We start from the raw sequence: 19,452 nt of genomic DNA on the forward strand, positions 1-19,452 counted from the left end.
CGCGTCACCGGGCGCGCAGGTGGTGGCGCTTGCGCCAGGCCACCACCGCGCCGCCGAGGGCCGGCAGGGCGATGCAGGCCATCGCGATCAGGAAGGCCGGAGACGTGGGGCTGGAGGCCCGGGCGCCGGCGACGACGTACGCGGCGGTGTTCGGGAGCGAGCCGAGCGCCGTCGCGACCAGGAACGGCATCCAGCGCATACGGGAGACGGCGGCGCAGTAGTTCACGCCCCAGAACGGCAGTCCCGGGAAGAGCCGGGCCGCCATCATCGAACGGAAGCCGTGCCTGCTGAGCTGCCCGTCCGCCGCCTTGAGCCACCGGCCGCGCAGCAGCGGGCGCAGCGCGTCCTGGCCCAGGACACGGCCGAGACCGAAGGAGATCCCGGCCCCGAGCACCGTGCCCGCCAGCGCCGAGGCGGTGCCCAGCTGGGAGCCGAACAGCGCGCCCGCCGCGAGGTTGAGCAGCGGGCGCGGCACGAACGCCACGCTGCACAGGCCGTAGGCCGCGGCGAACACCAACGCGGCCATCGCGCCGGTGAGTTGCGGCGGCCAGCCGTCCGAGAGGAGTCTCTGCGGGTGGAAGAGCAGCACGGTCGAAGCCGCCCCGGCGAGCAGGACGAGCAGCAGCGACAGCCGGGACCACGGTGAGAGCAGGGCTCTCGTGCAACGCGCTGCGAAGCCGGTCGGTGCGCCGGGCAGCACGGGCGCGACGGCGACGACGGACGTGGCCGCGGGGACGGTCACGACCGCGGCCGGCTCCATGGCGGTGATCTTGGCAGTGGCCTGGGGAGTGGCCGTGGCGGTGCCCCCAGAGCGGGTGGTGGCATCGGCGAGCATGTCGGCGACCCTAACCGACCCGTGTATGTGATCGCCGTATGGTTCGTCTCATGACCGTCACAGGTGCGGGTACCCCCAAGGTGCCGGGCAGTGTTCTCGCCGACACCGTGCTGGAGCGGCTCACCGCCACCTACGCCGCCGCGGCCGACGCGGAACGGGCCGTACCGATGCGGGCCTACATGAAGGACATCGCGCCCTTCCTCGGTCTGACCACGCCCGTACGCAGGGCTTTGTCCCGCACGGTCCTGGAGGGCACGCCCCGCCCCGACGAGACCGACTGCACCGCGATCGCCCTGCGCTGCTGGGAGCTGCCGGAGCGCGAGTACCAGTACTTCGCGGTGGACTATCTGCGCAGCCATGTGAGGCACTGCACGTCCGGCTTCCTGCCCGTCGCCCGGCATCTCGTCTCCACGGTCCCCTGGTGGGACACCGTCGACGCACTCGCCTCCCACGTAGTGGGAGGCCTGGTCGCCGCCGATCCGAGGCTGACGGCCGACATGGACGCGTGGATCGTCGACGACGACCTGTGGGTCGCCCGTACGGCCCTCCTCCACCAACTGCGCTACAAGGAGCGCACCGACACCGAACGCCTCTTCGCGTACTGCCTGCGCCAGTCCGGGCACCCCGACTTCTTCATCCGCAAGGCGATCGGCTGGTGCCTGCGCGAGTACGCGAAGACGGACCCGGAGGCGGTGCGCGGTTTCCTGGCCCGGGAGAAGGGGCGGTTCGCGCCGCTGTCGGTGCGCGAGGCCCTGAAGAACATCGGGCCCTGAAGTCCCTTCCGGAATCCCGCCGCTGATAAATCGTTCGACGCGGGGCAAAGCGTCGGCAATGATCGGAGCCATGTTCCGGTACGCCTTCCACCTCGCAGCATCCGCGGTCGCGGATGCCCCGAAGGCTGCCGTTCCCGCACTCGTCGCCGCAGTCGACGGCGCCCGAAGCTGACCCTCTCCGGATCGTCCGGCGGACCCCGCAGGGGGAGGGTCGGCGAGTCCTCGGGGTCCCCGCAATCCACTTCACCAGGCTTCGAGGTACCGCCATGTCCAAGACGGCATACGTCCGCACGAAACCGCATCTGAACATCGGCACGATGGGCCATGTCGACCACGGCAAGACCACCCTGACCGCCGCCATCACCAAGGTCCTCGCCGAGCGCAGCGCGTCCACCTTCGTCCCGTTCGACCGGATCGACCGGGCGCCGGAGGAGGCCGCGCGCGGCATCACCATCAACATCGCGCACGTCGAGTACGAGACCGACACCCGGCACTACGCGCACGTCGACATGCCCGGCCACGCCGACTACGTCAAGAACATGGTCACCGGGGCCGCGCAGCTCGACGGGGCGATCCTCGTCGTCTCCGCGCTCGACGGGATCATGCCGCAGACCGCCGAGCACGTGCTGCTCGCCCGGCAGGTGGGCGTCGACCACATCGTGGTCGCGCTCAACAAGGCCGACGCCGTCGACGACGGCGAGGACACGGTGCTCACCGACCTCGTGGAGCTGGAGGTCCGCGAACTGCTCACCGCGAACGGCTACGGCGGCGACTCCGTACCCGTCGTACGGGTGTCCGGCCTCAAGGCCCTTGAGGGTGACCCCCGTTGGACGGCGTCGATCGACGCGCTGCTCGACGCCGTGGACACGTATGTGCCCATGCCCGAGCGGTACCTGGACGCGCCGTTCCTGTTGCCGGTCGAGAACGTGCTCACCATCACCGGACGCGGCACGGTGGTCACAGGCGCGATCGAGCGCGGCACGGTCCGGGTGGGCGACCGGATCGAAGTGCTCGGCGCCGCCGTCGAGACGGTGGTCACGGGCCTGGAGACCTTCGGCAACGCCATGGTTAGCGTATCCACCCCGTAGCGGCGGCACACCGCCCCGAGCACTCCCCTTCTGCTTTGCCCTGGTCACGGGCTAGATCGTCGGCCGAATACCCGCCTGACGGGGCGTCACATGCGTTCGCCAGGCGGCATCCTCCCGCCGGACACCCCCGCTCGTCGGCGCGCTCCGGCCGGACGGTCAGCCGCCGCCGCGCCCCGGCGCCACTGTGCGCGCGTACTCCGTGAAGCTGCCGGAGAAGTCGGCGCCAACTGTCTTACGCCAAGATGCTTTTGCTTGCATAACTTTCTTATTCATGAGATAAACATGGATTCATGCCGCGCCCCTGCTGAGGGATAGGGGTGCGGTCTGGATACAGAAGCCAGGCCCCAACCAAGTAAGGCTTGGCAATGACAGGAAAAATCAAGGGTGACGTTGAGCATCCCTCGATGAGTCTCAATCACCCCGAACCCGGCATAAGGTTCTACTCGTTGGATGACTTTTACGAGTGTATGAAGTCGAGTCGACGAAGTGAGTCAAAAACACTGTTGTTCGAGGCATGTGGATCGCTCACTGACACGGACGAGATCAACCGTTTTCCGCTCCGCATTACCCCCACGAGTCTCCGCGTTGTCTACAGTTGGGATGTCGAGGAAGACCTGCCCTGCTACGAGTTCGAGGGGTGGGTTGTTGGGGAATATCCCGAGAAGATTTGGGTCTACGGCATCCTGTACACCGGGATTGAAGGCCAGCTCGAAGAGGGCCACATCATCCGCCTTCTCAAGGGTGAAGAGGCTGGCACTACGCCAACGCCCGACCCCATCGGCTGGATGTAAGCAAGTACGACGCTCGATTATGAGGAGTCGTGGCTCACGCTACGGCTCCTCAATTTCTATAAGGCCGGACACCTCAAATATTACCGCAAGTTCTTCCGCGCCCTCCTTGGCAACCCATCCCAAGACGTCTTGCTTTGGGTCACTAGCCAATTCCCTGAACTCTCTATCCCTTCTGCCTGCTTCGTCATTCCAATGGATTACAAGGCCGAAAGGTTGACCTGCATGTAGGGAGTCGAACTCATAGATGCTGTGATACGTGCCGTATGCGGTTTGATGGGCATTGAAGATGACGCGGTGAGGATGGCCAACCGCACTGATTTCGACCGGCCTTGGGGTCGTGACTTCCACCGATACGGAACCGCTCATGCTTCCTGTCGGAGTTGCGATCAACTTGTAATTTTCGTCTCCAGGGCGAGCGCATGCGCTGCGCCCGCCTCGTGGATATTCGATATCGTAATAGTAAAACTTTCTTTTGGTTAATTGCCATATTTTCTCGAAAGGGACAGTCAAGATGGGGCTTCTGTCCTGGTCGATAGTCCTCTCTTTCAACGGGGTGGTAATTTGCTCCCCCGGCGCGTAGTCGGAGTAATGAGCCAGGCCACTGTCGAGGGATTGGGTGAGCGCATCTTTGGGTGCCAGCACACCCTTCCACGGGATCAAGTAGAAGCCGGTGTCTTCAAACGTCTGACACTCGCGCAGCGCTCGTACGTCGCAACTAACGTGGGCCCCTTCGAGCCGCACACCATGGGGCGAGTCTGTTTCTTCAATAAAGGAATATCTGACTTTGATGCGCTCGAACGTTACAGGACTGCGGCGCAGGACTATGAGGCTACGTGCCAGAACTCGCATCAGCTCAAACTCCGGCCCTACTCCGCGCCGCCGCATCGAAGTGACGGCAATGCCAAGCTCCAGTAACCCGATGACATGATCCCGTCTCTGTTTTCCTGAAGACTTCAGAGGGCGATCAATCTCATTAAGTAGATGACTTATAGCCTCGCGAAACTTCGTGGGTGCAATCAGCTCTTGTGACCAAACTCGGCCCCGCCTCAAAACTTGCTGCGGTCTGGTGATGGCTGAGACGGCTTGTCTAACCGACTTGCGCACGGCCAACAACTGATCGGCTGCCGTACTGAAATCATTCAATTGGCGGAGCACTTGGGGGAGTGCCATCAGCGTACCGAGTTCACTAATTTCTTGGTATTGCAGCCCCCCTTCTTGGCTGATGGCGTCTTGCAGCTCGGCAGCGAGACGTAGTTCAAGAGCTTCTTCTTCGGCGTTGCCCACTTGAACTCGGCTTTCCCTTGGTCGATCCCGGCTTGACCAAGATCATTTGCCAGCCCCTTGCCAAGGGGGATGTTGATGGCATGGCTCCATGAGTGAAGAGCGTCCCACTCGGGACGCCGACCCGGAAGACGATCGGAAGGAAGCAACCTAGATGAGTTCACACGACGGCATGCACGACGACGAGTGGGAGCGCGGCCTACTCCGCGTACTGCACGCCCTCATGGAGCTGGTAGGCGGACGCCACCGCTTCATCAAGGTCGTGATCGGTGCCGACCCCATAGCCCTCGGGCTCCTGCGCGAGATCGAGGAGTTGTACGCCCGGCTGTGTCGCCACGTCTCGTCCGGCTGGAGCCGCAACCGAACGCGTGACTGACTGCGCTGCCGCGCCGGGGTAGGTAGCCGCCGGCGCGGTGGCGCTGAGGGAGAGAAGCGTTGGAAGAAGACGAAAACAACTGGGCCGACGACGTCACCAGTTGGGAGGAATACCAACTGGAGCGGCGTATCAACGCACGCACCAAGTTCGATCAGTACATCACCGAGCGCCAACGTAGCGGCGCCAACCAGTGGAACACCTACCTAAAGAGGAGGAAGCAAGCCCATGAGCATCGAGCCGTACCAGGGACAGAACTACGACCTCATACCGATGAGGGAGGGAGCTAGCTACCAGGAGATACGCGGGCTTGAACGCACCGCCCGCCAAGCCGTCTTCATGACTCGGCTGGACGGGGCGATTAAAGCTCTTCGCCTAGCGGCCAGTTACCGCCTCCACATGGAGGTAGCGGAGAAGCACATCGAGTTTGGCGAGTACATCGCCCAGAAGATCACCAAGAACGACAACCCCATGGTGCGCGAAAAGCTGGAAAACCTCTTCGACGACTGGGAGCTCAACGCCAAGCGCATTATCAACGGAGGCTTCTGATGTCAGAGCTGGGGGTACTTGGCTTCTGCGTCTTCACTCCGCTAGCAATCATGCTATGCGCAGGAATAAGCCAGTGGTTGGACGACAACGGATTCAACGACGAGAAGCACGCGGACGCCGAAGCCCAGAAGAAGCTGGATTGGGCGCGAGACTACTACGTGGAGGACTTTGTGCGTAGTGAGCAGCGAGTGCATAACGAGCTCGCCGATCTGGAGCGCCGAACCCGGGAACAAATAGACCGTATTATGGGGGAGTGATTCTCGGTTGGTTCGACATAGCTGTCACCCTGAGCTGCCTTCTCGTTGTAGGTCTTTTCTGCGCACGGCTTTGGGGGCAACACCAGTTGGACACTAGCCACGTCACGTATCAACTCACGTTCCCGCGTGAACTCAAGCACGAAGACGCCGCGTTGTTGTTCACCTCGCTGAGGGGGTTATACCGGCCGGTGCGCCGTGTCGGTGAACCCCTCGGCCGCAACACCCTGGCGTTTGAAATCCTGGCTACCCACACCGGGATTCACTACCTGCTGAGCTTCCCGCCACATGTGGCAGACATCGTGCGTAGTCACCTCTCCGGAGTCATACCCGGCATCCGGATAGAGGAAGTAGCTCAGCAACCCCGGCGGTGGAACTACGCCGTTGAGCTCGAACACCACGACGTCATCGAGGAAGACGAGCACGGCACTTTCAAGGAGATCGAGCCTGACCCCAAGCTCATCCCCTCACTGCTACGCAGCCTCACCGGCTTGTATGAGAACGAAGCCGTCATCGTGCAGTTCGTCATGACGCCCATAGGCAGAGTCATCAACCCCAAGAAGGACTCTGCCTTTTGGGTGGTGGGGCGGCTGGCAGCGTCCGGCCATGACATCCGGGCGAAGGCCCTTCTGAAGCACACCCTCTCGGCCTACGGTGGCTTGCAGGTCTTCAAGACCCGCCGCCTGCGGCCGGAGTGGGTAGTGCGCATCAACAACCGCTCGGCCCCGACAGTGCGTTGGCCGGGACTACTCAGGGCGCACACGCTGGCAGTGGTTTGTGCTCTGCCCATCGGGACGCCCCAAGTACCCGGACTCTCTCTTGGGCAAAGCCGGAGGTTGGCAGCCGGCCACGACATGCCGCGGGACGGTATTCGGGTGGGAGAAAGTAACTATCCCGGCGATACACGCGACCTAACTTTGTCTGTGGATGCTCTCACACGCCATATGCATGTCCTAGGAGCCACGACAACTGGCAAGACGACCGTACTAGAGAATCTGTTCCTCCAAGCGGTTCAGAAGGGCTCTGGTGGCGTCTTCATCGACCCGCATGGCGACGCAGCCAACAACATAATTGACCGCATCCCCCACCACCGCCTCAACGACGTGGTGTGGTTCAACCCGGCAGACAGTAGTCGCTCCATTTCGCTCAACGTCTTCGCTGGCGACCCGTACATAGTCATGGACCAAATCTTGGCCGTCTTCGACAAGTTGTATGACATCCATCGCTTGCCCCAGACGGCCGACGTGTTGCGCTCCAGCGTACTTACCCTCGCCCAGGCCGGTATGACGCTCATGGACATGCCCGCGCTCCTGGGAGTAGACGCAGCTTCCAATACCTTCAGGTACGAGCTCACGAAGGATTTGGACGACCCAGCGCTCAAGAACTTTTGGCAGTGGTACAACGGCCAATCGCAGCAACGCCAACTCGACGTCACCGCTCCGGTGTTGCGGCGGCTCCGGGCCTTTGAAGTCCGGCCAAACCTTCGGGCCTGCCTCGGGCAAGCAGGCGGCGGCCTTGACCTTGAGGCCATTATTCGTCAACGTAAAATCCTGATCGTCTCGCTGAGTAAGGGGCAGCTCGGCGACGAAACGTCCCGACTGTTTGGCTCACTGCTCGTCACGAAGCTGTGGCAAGCCGTACAGGGCCGAAGCGCCGTACCCGTCGAGAAGCGCTCCCCTTTTCCCGTCTTCATCGACGAGTTCCAGAACTACATCAACATCCCCACCAACTTCGCTGACGCACTGGCCGAGTCGCGCAAGTATGGCGTTGGCTTCGTGCTCGCTCATCAGTACATGAGCCAGCTCTCGCCCAATATCCGCGAGTCCATCATGCCCAACACCCGCTCCAAAATCGTGTTCCCTTGCTCAGCTAATGACGCCCTCGTTATTGCGCGGGAGTTGGCGTGTGAGCTGACCGCCGCCGACTTCCAGACGCTCGACAAGTACGAGGTAGTGGTGAAGCTCGACGGTGGTGCGGCAGCCACTGCCCGAACCTTCCCGCCGACGCCATCACTTGGGACTCGGCAAACTGCTATCGAGAAGTCGGATAGCCGGTACGGCCGGAGCATTGAGGAAGTACTGAGCGCCCAGAAGAAGCGGCAGGGCGTTACCGGCCCGAGTGGTGCTCCGGAGGTGGCTTGGTGAGTGTCTTCATCGCTGTATGGATCGGTGTATGGATCGTTAGACACCTCGCAGGGTCGCTGACCTGGTCAGACGGCCCGCGAAACGACCGGACTGGGGGCGTCTTGTGACCCCCTCCCCTGGACTCTCCCCCCGTGACCTCGCCATCATCCAAACCGTCCTCGACTTCAAACAAGTCACCACTAGCCAAATCACCAGACTGCACTTCTACCGGGACGGCACCGATAGGTCGCGCCCTGGCAGAGTGAACCGCATTCTCACGACCCTTGTAGGGAAGGGCGAAATAAAGCGGATGCCGGGAGTGCGTAGAGTGGGCGGCTTTGAAAGTGGCAGCCACGGTTATGTCTACATGCCCCCCAAAAGTACAACCCGTTCGCGCGACATGCACGTGCACGATCTCGTTGAACTCCGGGTACTCCTGGCTATGGCCGCACACGATGGACTGTGCGGTCCGGTCACCTTCCGGCCAGAAGAGCAAGCCGCTTTGAGGGTCGGCATGACGCCGCTGAACCCGGATGCTCGGTTGCAAATCCAACTCGGCGCCAACCTACGAGACTGCTTCATTGAGTTGGATGAAGGTAGCGAGTGGGGCAAACGGATTCCCGGCAAGCTCCGTGCCTACTCGGCTGCACATCAGCAATGGACAGATGGACGGTTCCCTGCCGTCGTCTTCGTCGTTCAAGACGCCGGGCATTTTCCGTACATACAGCGAAAGATCATGGAGCACGGCGGCGCGAATCTATTCCGCTCCACTCACTTCGACCAGGCCGTACAGTTTCTCACCACCTAGGAGGCATGTTGCAAGAAGTGCTCATAGAAGACGTCGTGCAGCAACTTGGTCTGTTGTACGGCAGAGCTACCGACCTCGAACAAGCGTATTTGGACTATGCGACCTCCGTGAGGGGCGCGGTAGCCCTGGCGGCAGACGGCACAGATGGACAACTCCATGACGTGTGTCAGCAGATCGGAATGCTTGAGCTTGCCATTGGAGACATCATCGTCGAGCTTGCCAGCCTGAAGCAGCAGCAAGAGGAAGAGCACGAACGAGGCTAAAACCTATCCATTCCAAAGGAGTTGAACGCAACTGACACAATGTCACCTATTTAGTATGCTGAAACTGCGGCCGAGAGAAGGGAAACCTAATGGCTGACTCTCCGCCTGGCCGCAGTTGGGCGCGGCTAGGCTTTGGTGTAGGAATCGTGGCTTCAATCGCCGCGAACGTCGCCCACAGTTATCTCAAACCCGCCCGCGCGGCGGCTACTTGGACGCCACAAGGTGGGGCCATCGTGGCGGCGGCGTTCTGGCCGGTGGCGCTTCTAATCTCCATCGAGGTCATCTCACGTGTGCACTGGCCGGATGGTTGGCTTTGGAAACTCCTCCGGCACGGTGGCCTGACTGCCGTTGCCGGGATTGCCGCCGTGATCTCCTACCGCCACATGTCGGCGCTCCTGGCGTCGTACGGCGAGGACGCCGTGAGCGCGGCAATCGGCCCCCTGGCCGTCGACGGCTTCATGGCTGTCTGTAGTGGCGCGTTGCTCGCCATAGGGCACGCACAGGCGCGGCAGGCGGCCCATGATCGTGTGCCGGAGATTGCCGCCCACGGGCCCCCGGCAGACCATGATCCATTGCCGCCGCCGACAGTGGCTCCAGCGGCAGTTGATCATGGAAAAGTAGTCGAGTCACCGCAAGATCGTTTGCCGCCGGGCGCTACTGACTCCACCCAGGAGCCGGAGAAGGTAGCCGCTGCCGCGCCGGAAGTGCCGCCGCCGGCTGCTTACTCACCCGGCATTCAGCTGCACCGTACGACGCCCAAACAGCAGCGACCGCACGCCGCTTCACGGCAGGAAGAAGCCCAACGGGCTTACCTCCACAGTCTCGACAGTGGCAAGCCGCTCACGGGCAAGGAGCTCGGCGACCTCTTCGGCCGAGGAGAACGATGGGGCCGCGACCGCATCGCCGAGGCCAAACCGACGCCGAAGGTCGAGCCTGAGAAGCAACCCGCCACCGCCCCGTAAGGGGTTGTGGCACCGGCCCCGCTCATCCAGAGCGGGGTTTCGCTCGTTGTGGCGGGGAGTAGGTAGCAGCCGGCCAACGGACCTACCGGCGACCGCGGGGGTACTCACTGGGGCCGCAGACCAACGACGAGCGGTAGCGTGACGGCCCAACAGTTGGTAGCACTCCAGGGGGCGGACATGGCAGAGAAGCGCGAGCGAGTCTTCAACGAGCACTTGGAGTTGCCGGACGGCCGCAAGGTCCGAGTAGCCGCGTACGACGACGGCTCAGTGCGCTTCGTCCTCTCAGGTGCTCCGTACGTCATCCAGGAAGCGTTCCTGGGCGGCATGGGCAATGACGGCATTGTGATGCTGTCACCGGGCGGGCAAGGCAGTGCGGCTATGCGCGGCAAGGTCAAGCCTTCTGAAGAGATCGAGTAGCCGTGGGCTAGCTCTTCCACTGCAATCCCTGGGGTAACTAATCGGGGTCGCCCACGCGACGGCACGTTGTCTTGCCGCCTTATGCTCCGGGGTGCCGCTCTTTGAGTTCTGAGCCGTAACGCCGTGGCTTGTAAGGTGCTATGTGGTTGACAAGGCGTGTTGTTTATTGTGTCGCCTGTCTTCCCTTACAAGCCGTCTTAGACTCGCACGGTGCTTCATGCTCGGCGAACTCCCCTGTTGATGCAAACGCTCCAACCCGAGGGAGAAAATTAAAACCGGCGAAGCCAGCGGCGCAAGCTGCTTTTTACAAGGAACCGACGGTCCGCAGGACCCGAGGTTAACCAAGCGAAGCGCGGTAGGTAGCTGAAGCAGTTTCGGGATGGCATAGAGGGGGCCTCTACGGCCAATCTGGTGCCCTACCTGCTCGGCAACGTCCGAGTACGATTTCCTTTGTCTAGCGCTCGTGGGGGAGCCTATTAACAACTACTCCGCGCCCAGGTCCGGCATTACCGCGTATGTTTCGTTGTTAGGGGGTGTGGCCGGGACGCTCTCGTCTGGGGAGGCTCCATTTGACTGCGGGGGTCCGTTTGCTAGGCAGTGACGTTTACCCGGAGATAATTCCTTGTCGTTTTGCGCCCACGCGCTAGGTTCTGGTGGCAGTGGCGAAGCTGGGGTATCGACATTGTTCCAGCGGCCAGACCCGAAGGTCGCCCGGTGGGGCTGGCATAGAGAAAGCCCCGATCTGCTTTAGCTCGGGGCTTGAATCGCTGTTATGTGTGACGGACCCTAGTAATAGATCAATCTTAACACACCGCTTATGGTAGTCAACCCCCTCCCTCAGGAATGGGTAAACCACAAGACATTCAAGCCGCCGAGTTTTGGTAGGCTAGAAGTCCGGGATTACTAGGGCCCAAACAGCTAGCTTGCAACCATCATAATTGTTATGGCTACAACATTCAAGCAGCTTATGTTTTGCGCTTGGACTACTTCTTCTCGCGGTATTTAGCCTTAACGTACATCGCCAAGGCATCTTCTACGATCATCCATGGTTTGCGGTCTTCTTCAAATGCCATGTCCTTCAACTGTCTGCGGCGCGATGGATAGATGGACGCGCTAAAGGGAGCCGCGTTTTCGCCCTCAGTAAACTTGCTGATGAGTGGACGTGCTTTCGAGGAAGGTGAGGGTTCGATTCTTCCCTCTTTGCTCGTCGGCGGCGACTCGGGAGAGGGTTCCTCCGCGAGCACGATGGGATTGTCGCCGAGTTTGGGAGTATCGGTTGCGCCACTCACCTTCTCGTCGCCTGTTATTTCCTGCGGTGGATTCGGCACCCCCTCGAATGGATTAAATCTTACATCGGGTGTCGGCACCCCACCTTCCCGCATCTTGGCGTAATCCTTTTTACTCATTGACGAGCATCTCCGCTAATTTCATGTAAGACTGCGAACCGTCTTCCGTCGGGCGAGACAAAACCCCTGGTTGCCCAAATTCATTGGTCCAGTTGTACCAGGTGCGGCGCGGAATCCTGAAGGGGTATATGTGATCCGCATAGGGAATCAGGTCTTCGGCCACCTGCTTAGTGAACATAGTGCTGTCGGTCTTCGTCAGCAGGATTCCATGAATCGTCAGTTCGGGATTTGACTCGACTTGCACCTTGCGGATCGTCTTGAAGGCATTAATTAGGCCATCGAGATTGTACGCACCTGCTTCGTATGGAATGACGACATCGTTGGTTGCCGCCAGGGCCGCCAGCGTTATAAGACCTTCATCCGGAGCTGTATCGATGATGATGTAGTCGTAAGAGTCTCCGAGTTTCTGCACGAGGGCGCGAATGCTGTGTACGTTCCCGGATGGCCTCCTACTCATTCCCATTTGCGCCAGGGCTGTTTTCACGGCCATGTCTAGCCCTGCTGCATCGAGTTCATCGTGCGACGGAATTACATCTAGCGTGAGACCAGGCGCATGGTCAGTCCACTCCTTAGTCACTATCGCGGCGCGGGGGTCCTCCACCTTTCCCTCTAGGATCTCCAGGAGTGTCCACTTTGACGCTTCGCGGTTAATCCCAAGCCCTTTACTGGCGTTGCCTTGGGAGTCTGCATCCACTAGTAGAACCCTTTGGTTGAGTCGCATCAACGCGGCGGCCAGATTCGTCGATGTGGTGGTCTTTCCGGCTCCCCCTTTGCGTATTGCTACGGATATGACTCTCGCTTTCTTGTCCATGCATTCATGCACTCATTTATCCATGCAATCATAAATGAATTCATGGGTGCGTGCAATCTTTAATGCATTCATGAACCCATCCACTCATGCATGAATGCATGTTACGTTTAATGGGTAAATGGAGGCAGGCTACATATGCCTATAACTCGCGAAAGCTTTATTGAAGCAGCCAAGGGCTACGTGCAGCACGAGCTCAAGCTGAGCCCCGTGGCCGGAAACGGCACCGCACCCGAAACGTGGGTGTACCTAGCGGGGCGTCTCGTGTCGGGCAAGGGGGAAGGAGCCCAGCGGCTACGCCGTAGCGCCACACCCCGCCGCTGCCACAAGCGCCCGTGCTAGCCGCCAGGACAGCCGCCGCGGCGCAACCCACTCACAGGCACGGCCCGAGAAGGAGCATCCCTTCTCGGGCCGTTGAACGCAGGCCGGCGGTGAACTAACTCCGGGCAGAGAAGCACCCCCGTCGCCGGAGCCAGGCTCGGAACGCCTCGGGGAGGAGCGCTCATTTACGGCGGCGGGGGTGCGTATGGGGGTGGGTACTGTTGGCAGCACGGCGCAGTGGCGCGGCTCAACTACCGGGAAGCGTCGCAGCGGTGGCGTCCCTCGGAGCGCTTGCGGTAGCGCAGCCAGCTACACCAGGCGGGCCGGTGGGCGCGGTTGCGCGTACTCGGCGGGAGCTGCAAGAGGTGAAGCGGCCACGCCTGGCGGCCCGTCTCGATCCAGTGGCGCTGCTGCAACCGGAAGATGCAGAGATGGCAGGCGTACAACGGCATGGGCTTGCCGTACGAAGTGACGTCGCCAACGTGGGCCACGGGTATGCCGGTTGTGTCGCAGCGGAAGCACGTACCGCGAAACCAATCGAAGTGCTGCCATACGGTTGTGGGGGTCATAGTGGGGGACTCGCTCGCGTCGGTTGCGGTTGGCCGCTGGTTAGCTCTTTGGCGCGCAGACCTCGTGAAGTTCCGCCCTCGCATCGAGGGTGACAGCCTCGCGGATTACTAACTCGGCGATCGGGTGGTTGGCGATGCTCTTCATGGACGGCACCAATAGATGCTCAGCGCCGTGGCCGTGGAGCAGACGTACTAAGCGCCCGAGGGGTAAGTCGTCCCCGGTGTGTAACTCAATCTGGCACAGGTCTAACCCGTGCTCGTCGGCGTAGTCGCGGAACTGCTGTTCCTGCGCCGCCACTTGGGCGGCGGACGCCTCAGGGTCGAGCGGTATGTAGGCAATCGCCACCTGCTTGCACGGCGCGGACATGAGCAACCCTCTTCGCTACGTTGGGAGTTGAAACGGGTGGCTCTAGTCGAGCGCCATGACGCACCAGACGACTTTCCCGCCGGTTGGGGGCAGGTAGTAGCCCCACTCCTTCGAGATGGTGTCCACGATGAACAACCCGCGTCCGCTTTCATCTGAAGCGGCGGAGGCGGCATTGCCTACGGGTGGTCGGGTGTCGGGGTCGGCTACCTCAACAATGAGGTGCGTTTGGCGGTGCCGAAGCGTCAGTGTCGCCGGAGTAGGGGAGGGGTCGTCATCCGGTGGCGCGGCATGCTTTACGGCATTGGTGACGAGTTCTGAAACAGCGAGGGCAGTAGCGTCGATGTCGTCACCCGGCACGCTCCACGCGCTGAGTACGTCGCGGGTGTGTCTGCGTGCCCAGCGCACGGCTTCAGACTGCGCGGCCAACTCCAGGTGGCTAACGAAGCGTTCCGAGTTCATTGCGGTGCTCCCTTGCTGTTTCGCTTGGTGGAGAAGCACGCCAATGAGCATGGGCGGGTGGGCCGTTGGGGCGTCATGGCGCTGCCGCATGAGCGGATATGCGCGGGATGCATGGACGGCCGGACGCCAGACGTTTAGCGTCGGTAGGCTTGGCGCGAGCGCCAGCCGGGGAAGCAACGCACGAGCGCGAGGTAGCACATGACCAGGCAAGAAGCGCGGTATTGCTCCTGCGGCACGCGCCTAGCGCGGGACAACTCGGCCAACCTGTGCGCGGTATGCCTGCGTCGGGAACGGGCGCTGGAAGTAGTCAACCCGCCCGCCGTACCGCTGGAGTTCTGGCACCACCCGACGATGCGGGAAGCGCTCGAAAGTTGGCACATCGGGCGCGTGTTCTATGCGTACCGGCTACACCCGTGGCATGAGCGGGTGGTGTCGCAGGAAGCCATGGCAATGTGGCTCGACCTGAACCAAGCCCAACTAAGCCGGATCGAGAGCGGCAAACCCCCGCAAGACCTCGCCAAACTCATGAGATGGGCGCATAGGCTCGGGATTCCGGGCGACCTACTGTGGTTCAAGCTGCCCAATCAGCGACAGGTACTCCCCACCGAGAGCCCTGTTGTGGTGCCGCCGCCGAGAGAAGAGTCGTCGGCCGGCGCGCTTCTCCCGGTCGTGATCAACGGCCGTACTGTCCTCGTGCCGGTGGACGCACGAGCAATGGAAGCCAGCGGTTTGGGTGGCGTACTTGGTCCCTTGGCGGACAGTCCCGCCGCCGTAGCCGCCACAGAACGAGGCTTCATGAGCCCCCTCAACCGCCGCGACCTTCTCAAGGGTGGCATTGCCGCCGCCGCACTACCCGGCCTCGGACTCGAAGAGCTGCACCACGTTGCGGCCGCCCTGAACGATGCGCGCCGCTACCTCGACGGCCCGATGGTGGACTACTTCCGCCGCCAGCTCGACAAAGCGAAGCGCGACGATGGCGCGCGCGGCCCCAAGAAGACGCTGCCGGTAGTGCTCGGACTCATCGGTGCCATTGAAGGTAGCGCCCGCGACGTGAAGCCCAATGTGCGCCGGGAGTTGCTCACTGTGGGAGCAGAAGGCGCGGAGTTTGTTGGGTGGCTGTACCGAGACATCCAGGAACCCACCACGGCCGTCTTCTGGTACGACCGAGCCATGGAGTGGGCGCAGGAAGCGGGCAACGCCCCCATGCAGGGTTACGTACTCCTGAAGAAATCACAGATGGCGTACGACGAACGTGATGCGCTACGGATGCTGACGCTCGCCCAGGCCGCCACCCATGAGCGGTGGCAACTCCCGGTACGGGTCCGCGCTGAGGTCACCCAACAAGAAGCACTCGGCCGCGCCATGGTGGGCGATCCGCTCGACGTAGTGCGCGCCGGACTCGACAGTGCGCAGGCACTGTTGGACCGCGCTACTGAAGACGACTCGACCGAGTTGGGCGCGTACTTCACCGGGCACACCCGGCTGTTGCGCGACGCCATCACCTTCACGGAAGCGGGGAAGCCGGGCACTGCTGCCGAGATGTTCAGCGACGTAATAAGCGTGGGCGAGCTGTCGCATCGGGATACCGGCTTCTTCAACGCCAGGCGGGCGGCGGCGTTGGCGCTCAGCGGTGAACCTGACGAAGCGGCGCGAGTAGGCAAGGCGTCCGCCGAGGTAGCCCACGACGTGAAGTCGGAGCGCACCGTGCGGGTACTCGGAGAGGTGTTGGGGACACTCGACAGGTGGCGCAGCCGCCCAGCAGTACGGGAGTTCCGCGAGGCGCTGACGGCTTAAGCCGCGCCGGCCCCGAGCCACTGACTCACGGTCTGGATGACGAGTGCCTGGTACTCCTGGCTCTTGGGGTCTTTGTATTGGGGATCGTCGTGGACGGCGAAGCCGTGCTGTGAGCCCTCCACCGGCACCAACTCACAGGGTGCATTGAAACGCGCTACGGCTTCGCTGGATGAAGAGAAGGGCACCAGGGTGTCAGCCGTACCGTGCACGATGAGGGTGGGTGCCTGTACCTCTCCCAGCGCTTCATGGGGCCGGAGCCAAAACACCTCGTTCATGATGGGCCGACCATGACGAAGCGTGGGTGTGAACTGGATGGCTCCCCGCTCGTCCAGTTCGCGCGCCGCTTCTTCGCTGATGCTGTCGTTGTTCCAGTACGGCCGACTGTCGATGGTGCGCTTCTTGTAGTCGAGCTGGGGGTTGAAGAGCACCAGGCGCTGAACGTCCGCGGGGCACTTGGCGGCGTAGTAGGCGCACACACCACCCCCGAAGCTGGCGCCGAGAAGCGTCACCTCCTCGGCGGCCGTGGCCTCCTGTAGGTACGCCAACGTGGCCCGGATGTCGTTCAGGATCGTCGAGAGGGTGAGCTCTTCTTGTCGCCCCTCACTGTCGCCATGGCCGCGCAGGTCGAACCGGAGCGAGGCGACACCCGCTTTCCCCAGTCCGTTGGCTAGCCGGGTGAAGAAGCCACCTTCTTCCCGGGTGACGCCGCCACCGTGGACGAGTAGTACTGCCTGTGTGGTCGGCTGCTGTGGGCGTACAAGGGTGCCCGCCAGGTGCAGGCCGTCGAGGGTACGTACTGTCACGCTGTCCGCTGCCATGGTCGGAAGCGTAGTGAGCGGGGGACAGTGCCGACAGTAGGCGCCCACAGTGCGGGCGCCTACGCCTACTCATTCAGAGAGTCCCACCAGGCCACAACAAGCTTACGGATGAAGGCTTCGCCCTCGGCGAGGGTCATGGTTCGCTTCGGGGAGGCTCCCGGTAGGCGAGCGTGCCGCGCCTCGCTGCCGCTCACGTCGGGGCGATTCGCCGACCCTGTGAAAGCCGAGATGTCGGAGTCAGACACCCACGCTTTGGCCTTGAGTGCCTTGTCGCTCCCTACGTTGTGTCGCACGATCTCGTACACCTTGTAGAGGTCGACCCAAGTCATGGAGACGCTGGGCTTACCGAGGATGTCGAGAACCTCTGCTACGTCTGGGTGCTCCCCAACGAGTTGCATATACGACGGCCCCTGCGGTGGAGGCGGTGGCGGTGGCGGCGAACCATCGGCAGTTGTCACTACGCCGACGGCAAACGCTTTAGCGCGAATCTCTGCCGTGGCGGCCCCGACGACATGGTGGCGCTTGCCGTTGTCACTGTCGTCCATGAACTGGCCGGTGAGCGCGACAGGGCGGAAACTACTATCCAGAGCGCGAGCAATACCAACCACTCGACGCAGGAGAAGGGAAGCAATCTCGACGAGGCGACCAGCGTCGTCGATGAGGCCATCCAAGTCGTGTGATCCGAGGTAGTACCCGTCATTCTCTTTGCTGATCTGAGGCTCGCCAGCCGAGAACAGCTCACAGAGGGTATCGAGGTCAAATGCATGGCCTTCGATCCGAGCTTTTACCGCCATGAGCGGCCCTCCTTATGATGTACTATCACTGGAATAGAGCCGCCTCGATCTCTTGAAGGACGGCGATAACTTCGGCCGCGGATTGGGCCAGTTCCGTCTTAGCTAGCTCACGGTTGGCATCGCACCAGTCTTGCACTTCCTGTCGCAGCGCGCTTTTGGCTTCCTGCTGTTCACGCTTGGGTTTGCTAAAGGCGTCATCGATCTGCTCTTTAAACCGTGATGGGTAGTAGTCTTCAAAACGCGGCTCGCTGAAGAACCGAAACCTGTCACTCGGCCAAGTAGTGTACTTCGCCTTGAGCTTGGTCACCACGTCTTGTCCGCTAGGGTCGCCATCGACAACAACCCAGGCCCGATGCTTGAAAACTTCCTCGCGATGGACGAAGAGGACGAGTTTCCCGAACTCGCGGAACGTTGGCTCAACTCCTCCGGTACCACCAGCGGCGACGGTACGAATGCGCGTGAGCTTCGGCGCGAACCAAGGGATGAGGTAGTCGAGGATGATTCGTTCGGCGGAGGACTCTTCGAGGATGAGCCAACCTTCAGCCAAGTCAAAGTCGTGCAGGTCGTAGCCAAGGTCGCGGAGTACGGCAGCGCGGTCTTCGGCTGACTCGATGAGCTTCACGGTTGATGTGGGAACGCCTCGTGCGTCCGGATTTTGCTCCACCTGGAATAGACGGCTATCCGGAGCCGAAGCCAAGTACTTCACGACGATGTTCGAGTGCGTGGACACGATGAACTGATTGTTAGCGGACTTCTCGATGATGACATCGAGAAGTGCCTTGAGTCCTTCGGGGTGAATGTCGTTCTCGGGCTCCTCGATGAGGAAGAGTTGCCCTTCCGCCACGCACAGGTCTGTAATTAGGCCGAGCAGGCTTGAGATGCCTTCACCCATAGTTTCGATGGTGATGGAGCCCAGGCGGCCAACCGTGAAGCCGACGAGTTGGCCGTTCTCCACCATGACGGTTCCGAGTGACATCCCCAAGAGACGCTTGCACAAGTCGGCAAATTGCTCTGACCCCGGATATCCCGGACCAGTGAGACGGGCGACCTTCGCCGAGAGGAGCTGGAGGTTTCCTGTTACTTGGTCGGCCTTACTCTTGTCGACCTGACGGTCATAGTTTCCAACCTTCCGCTTGGAAAGATAGGGGTAGATGAAGTTGTCAGGCTCCGCCGGGGAGACCTTTGGGAAGCCACCGTGGACGTTTTCGCTAGTGCGTAGTACGTGCGTGATTTGAGCCCAGGAAGTATTTTGGCTTCGTTCGGGTCTCTTTAGGTGAGTCTCTACCTGAACCTCCGGAACCAAACCCTCCTCGGTAAGACCTGGCACCACTTCCCCAGGCGACAATCCTGGGGCATATCTCCGGACGTCGAAGTCTTCGAGGTCGTATTGGATAGTAGCCATTTCTGAGCCAAGCCGAATTTCACCCTCTGGCGCGTTGGCCCCTGTCTGGAGAAACTGTGCAGCTCGGATGAGTGCCGACTTGCCGCTGTTATTCCTTCCCACGAGCACATTAATCTGCGAGAGCCCGATCGTGGCGGTCTCGAAGCCCTTCCATCCGGAAACTGTCATGTTTTTGATACGCATGGCCGGATTGTACG

At 61.5% G+C, this 19,452-nt stretch carries 21 protein-coding genes and 1 pseudogene; 12 read left to right on the top strand and 10 right to left on the bottom strand.

Going from position 1 to position 19,452, the window contains the following annotated elements; translation table 11 throughout:
- Window positions 1-4 precede the first annotated feature (4 nt).
- Entirely contained in the window at window positions 5-835 is an 831-nt protein-coding gene (locus ACQHII_RS40035; RefSeq protein WP_427923830.1) for a TVP38/TMEM64 family protein, read from the bottom strand.
- Between the two features lie 50 nt (window positions 836-885).
- Here ACQHII_RS40035 and ACQHII_RS40040 point away from each other — a divergent pair, with 50 nt between their 5' ends.
- The 3 genes and pseudogenes from ACQHII_RS40040 (at window position 886) to ACQHII_RS40050 (ending at window position 3,487) form a co-directional block, all read left to right on the top strand.
- Entirely contained in the window at window positions 886-1,608 is a 723-nt protein-coding gene (locus ACQHII_RS40040) for a DNA alkylation repair protein (protein ID WP_427923831.1), read from the top strand.
- A gap of 266 nt (window positions 1,609-1,874) precedes the next feature.
- Window positions 1,875-2,675: pseudogene (locus tag ACQHII_RS40045) on the top strand (GTP-binding protein); the annotation flags it as partial.
- Between the two features lie 425 nt (window positions 2,676-3,100).
- The gene (locus ACQHII_RS40050; RefSeq protein WP_427923832.1) at window positions 3,101-3,487 is read left to right on the top strand and encodes a hypothetical protein; all 387 of its coding nucleotides are present in this window, start codon (window positions 3,101-3,103) and stop codon (window positions 3,485-3,487) included.
- 39 nt (window positions 3,488-3,526) lie between these two features.
- On the opposite strand, the gene ACQHII_RS40055 is transcribed toward ACQHII_RS40050, so the two are convergent.
- Window positions 3,527-4,771 carry a hypothetical protein gene (locus ACQHII_RS40055; protein WP_427923833.1) on the bottom strand — a complete coding sequence of 415 codons (1,245 nt, stop codon included), beginning with the start codon at window positions 4,769-4,771 and terminating at the stop codon, window positions 3,527-3,529.
- A 151-nt stretch (window positions 4,772-4,922) separates the two neighbouring features.
- On the opposite strand from ACQHII_RS40055, the gene ACQHII_RS40060 reads away from it, so the two are divergent.
- From ACQHII_RS40060 to ACQHII_RS40095, 8 genes are all read left to right on the top strand, one after another.
- The gene (locus ACQHII_RS40060; protein WP_427923834.1) at window positions 4,923-5,144 is read left to right on the top strand and encodes a hypothetical protein; all 222 of its coding nucleotides are present in this window, start codon (window positions 4,923-4,925) and stop codon (window positions 5,142-5,144) included.
- A 225-nt stretch (window positions 5,145-5,369) separates the two neighbouring features.
- The gene (locus ACQHII_RS40065) at window positions 5,370-5,690 is read left to right on the top strand and encodes a hypothetical protein (RefSeq protein WP_427923835.1); all 321 of its coding nucleotides are present in this window, start codon (window positions 5,370-5,372) and stop codon (window positions 5,688-5,690) included.
- On the top strand, window positions 5,690-5,947 hold the full coding sequence (locus ACQHII_RS40070) for a hypothetical protein (RefSeq protein WP_427923836.1): 258 nt from the start codon (window positions 5,690-5,692) through the stop codon (window positions 5,945-5,947). The genes ACQHII_RS40065 and ACQHII_RS40070 overlap by 1 nt, the downstream gene beginning before the upstream one ends.
- Window positions 5,944-8,088 carry a type IV secretory system conjugative DNA transfer family protein gene (locus ACQHII_RS40075; RefSeq protein WP_427923837.1) on the top strand — a complete coding sequence of 715 codons (2,145 nt, stop codon included), beginning with the start codon at window positions 5,944-5,946 and terminating at the stop codon, window positions 8,086-8,088. The genes ACQHII_RS40070 and ACQHII_RS40075 overlap by 4 nt, the downstream gene beginning before the upstream one ends.
- A 241-nt stretch (window positions 8,089-8,329) precedes the next feature.
- Window positions 8,330-8,875, top strand: a complete 546-nt coding sequence (locus ACQHII_RS40080) for a hypothetical protein (protein WP_427923838.1) — start codon at window positions 8,330-8,332, stop codon at window positions 8,873-8,875.
- Between the two features lie 5 nt (window positions 8,876-8,880).
- Window positions 8,881-9,138, top strand: coding sequence for a hypothetical protein (locus ACQHII_RS40085; protein WP_427923839.1), 258 nt, complete (start codon window positions 8,881-8,883; stop codon window positions 9,136-9,138).
- A 233-nt stretch (window positions 9,139-9,371) separates the two neighbouring features.
- The gene (locus ACQHII_RS40090) at window positions 9,372-10,100 is read left to right on the top strand and encodes a hypothetical protein (protein ID WP_427923840.1); all 729 of its coding nucleotides are present in this window, start codon (window positions 9,372-9,374) and stop codon (window positions 10,098-10,100) included.
- 177 nt (window positions 10,101-10,277) lie between these two features.
- Window positions 10,278-10,517: a hypothetical protein gene (locus ACQHII_RS40095; protein ID WP_427923841.1), complete on the top strand. Its 240-nt coding sequence runs from the start codon at window positions 10,278-10,280 to the stop codon at window positions 10,515-10,517.
- Window positions 10,518-11,500: 983 nt separating this feature from the next.
- Here the strand turns inward: ACQHII_RS40095 and ACQHII_RS40100 are convergent.
- From ACQHII_RS40100 to ACQHII_RS40120, 5 genes are all read right to left on the bottom strand, one after another.
- Window positions 11,501-11,923 (bottom strand): hypothetical protein, encoded by a 423-nt coding sequence (locus ACQHII_RS40100; RefSeq protein ID WP_427923842.1) that lies wholly within the window; start codon window positions 11,921-11,923, stop codon window positions 11,501-11,503.
- Window positions 11,916-12,734: a ParA family protein gene (locus tag ACQHII_RS40105; protein ID WP_427923843.1), complete on the bottom strand. Its 819-nt coding sequence runs from the start codon at window positions 12,732-12,734 to the stop codon at window positions 11,916-11,918. The genes ACQHII_RS40100 and ACQHII_RS40105 overlap by 8 nt, the downstream gene beginning before the upstream one ends.
- 569 nt (window positions 12,735-13,303) lie before the next feature.
- Window positions 13,304-13,543 carry a hypothetical protein gene (locus ACQHII_RS40110; RefSeq protein WP_427923844.1) on the bottom strand — a complete coding sequence of 80 codons (240 nt, stop codon included), beginning with the start codon at window positions 13,541-13,543 and terminating at the stop codon, window positions 13,304-13,306.
- Between the two features lie 118 nt (window positions 13,544-13,661).
- Window positions 13,662-13,988, bottom strand: a complete 327-nt coding sequence (locus tag ACQHII_RS40115; protein WP_427923845.1) for a hypothetical protein — start codon at window positions 13,986-13,988, stop codon at window positions 13,662-13,664.
- A gap of 42 nt (window positions 13,989-14,030) precedes the next feature.
- Complete coding sequence (locus ACQHII_RS40120) at window positions 14,031-14,447, bottom strand: ATP-binding protein (RefSeq protein ID WP_427923846.1); 417 nt, start codon at window positions 14,445-14,447, stop codon at window positions 14,031-14,033.
- 351 nt (window positions 14,448-14,798) lie between these two features.
- Here ACQHII_RS40120 and ACQHII_RS40125 point away from each other — a divergent pair, with 351 nt between their 5' ends.
- Window positions 14,799-16,241: an XRE family transcriptional regulator gene (locus ACQHII_RS40125; protein ID WP_427925513.1), complete on the top strand. Its 1,443-nt coding sequence runs from the start codon at window positions 14,799-14,801 to the stop codon at window positions 16,239-16,241.
- Here the strand turns inward: ACQHII_RS40125 and ACQHII_RS40130 are convergent.
- The 3 genes from ACQHII_RS40130 to ACQHII_RS40140 all read right to left on the bottom strand — a co-directional run bounded on the left by ACQHII_RS40130 (window position 16,238) and on the right by ACQHII_RS40140 (window position 19,438).
- Window positions 16,238-17,059, bottom strand: a complete 822-nt coding sequence (locus ACQHII_RS40130; protein ID WP_427923847.1) for an alpha/beta hydrolase — start codon at window positions 17,057-17,059, stop codon at window positions 16,238-16,240. The two genes, ACQHII_RS40125 and ACQHII_RS40130, sit on opposite strands and share 4 nt — an antisense overlap.
- Before the next feature lie 65 nt (window positions 17,060-17,124).
- Entirely contained in the window at window positions 17,125-17,853 is a 729-nt protein-coding gene (locus ACQHII_RS40135) for a hypothetical protein (RefSeq protein ID WP_427923848.1), read from the bottom strand.
- Window positions 17,854-17,878: 25 nt separating this feature from the next.
- Entirely contained in the window at window positions 17,879-19,438 is a 1,560-nt protein-coding gene (locus tag ACQHII_RS40140; RefSeq protein ID WP_427923849.1) for an ATP-dependent nuclease, read from the bottom strand.
- Window positions 19,439-19,452: the final 14 nt, after the last annotated feature.

Source organism: Streptomyces sp. cg40, from assembly GCF_050320165.1.
Classification (GTDB): Bacteria; Actinomycetota; Actinomycetes; order Streptomycetales; family Streptomycetaceae; genus Streptomyces; species Streptomyces hokutonensis.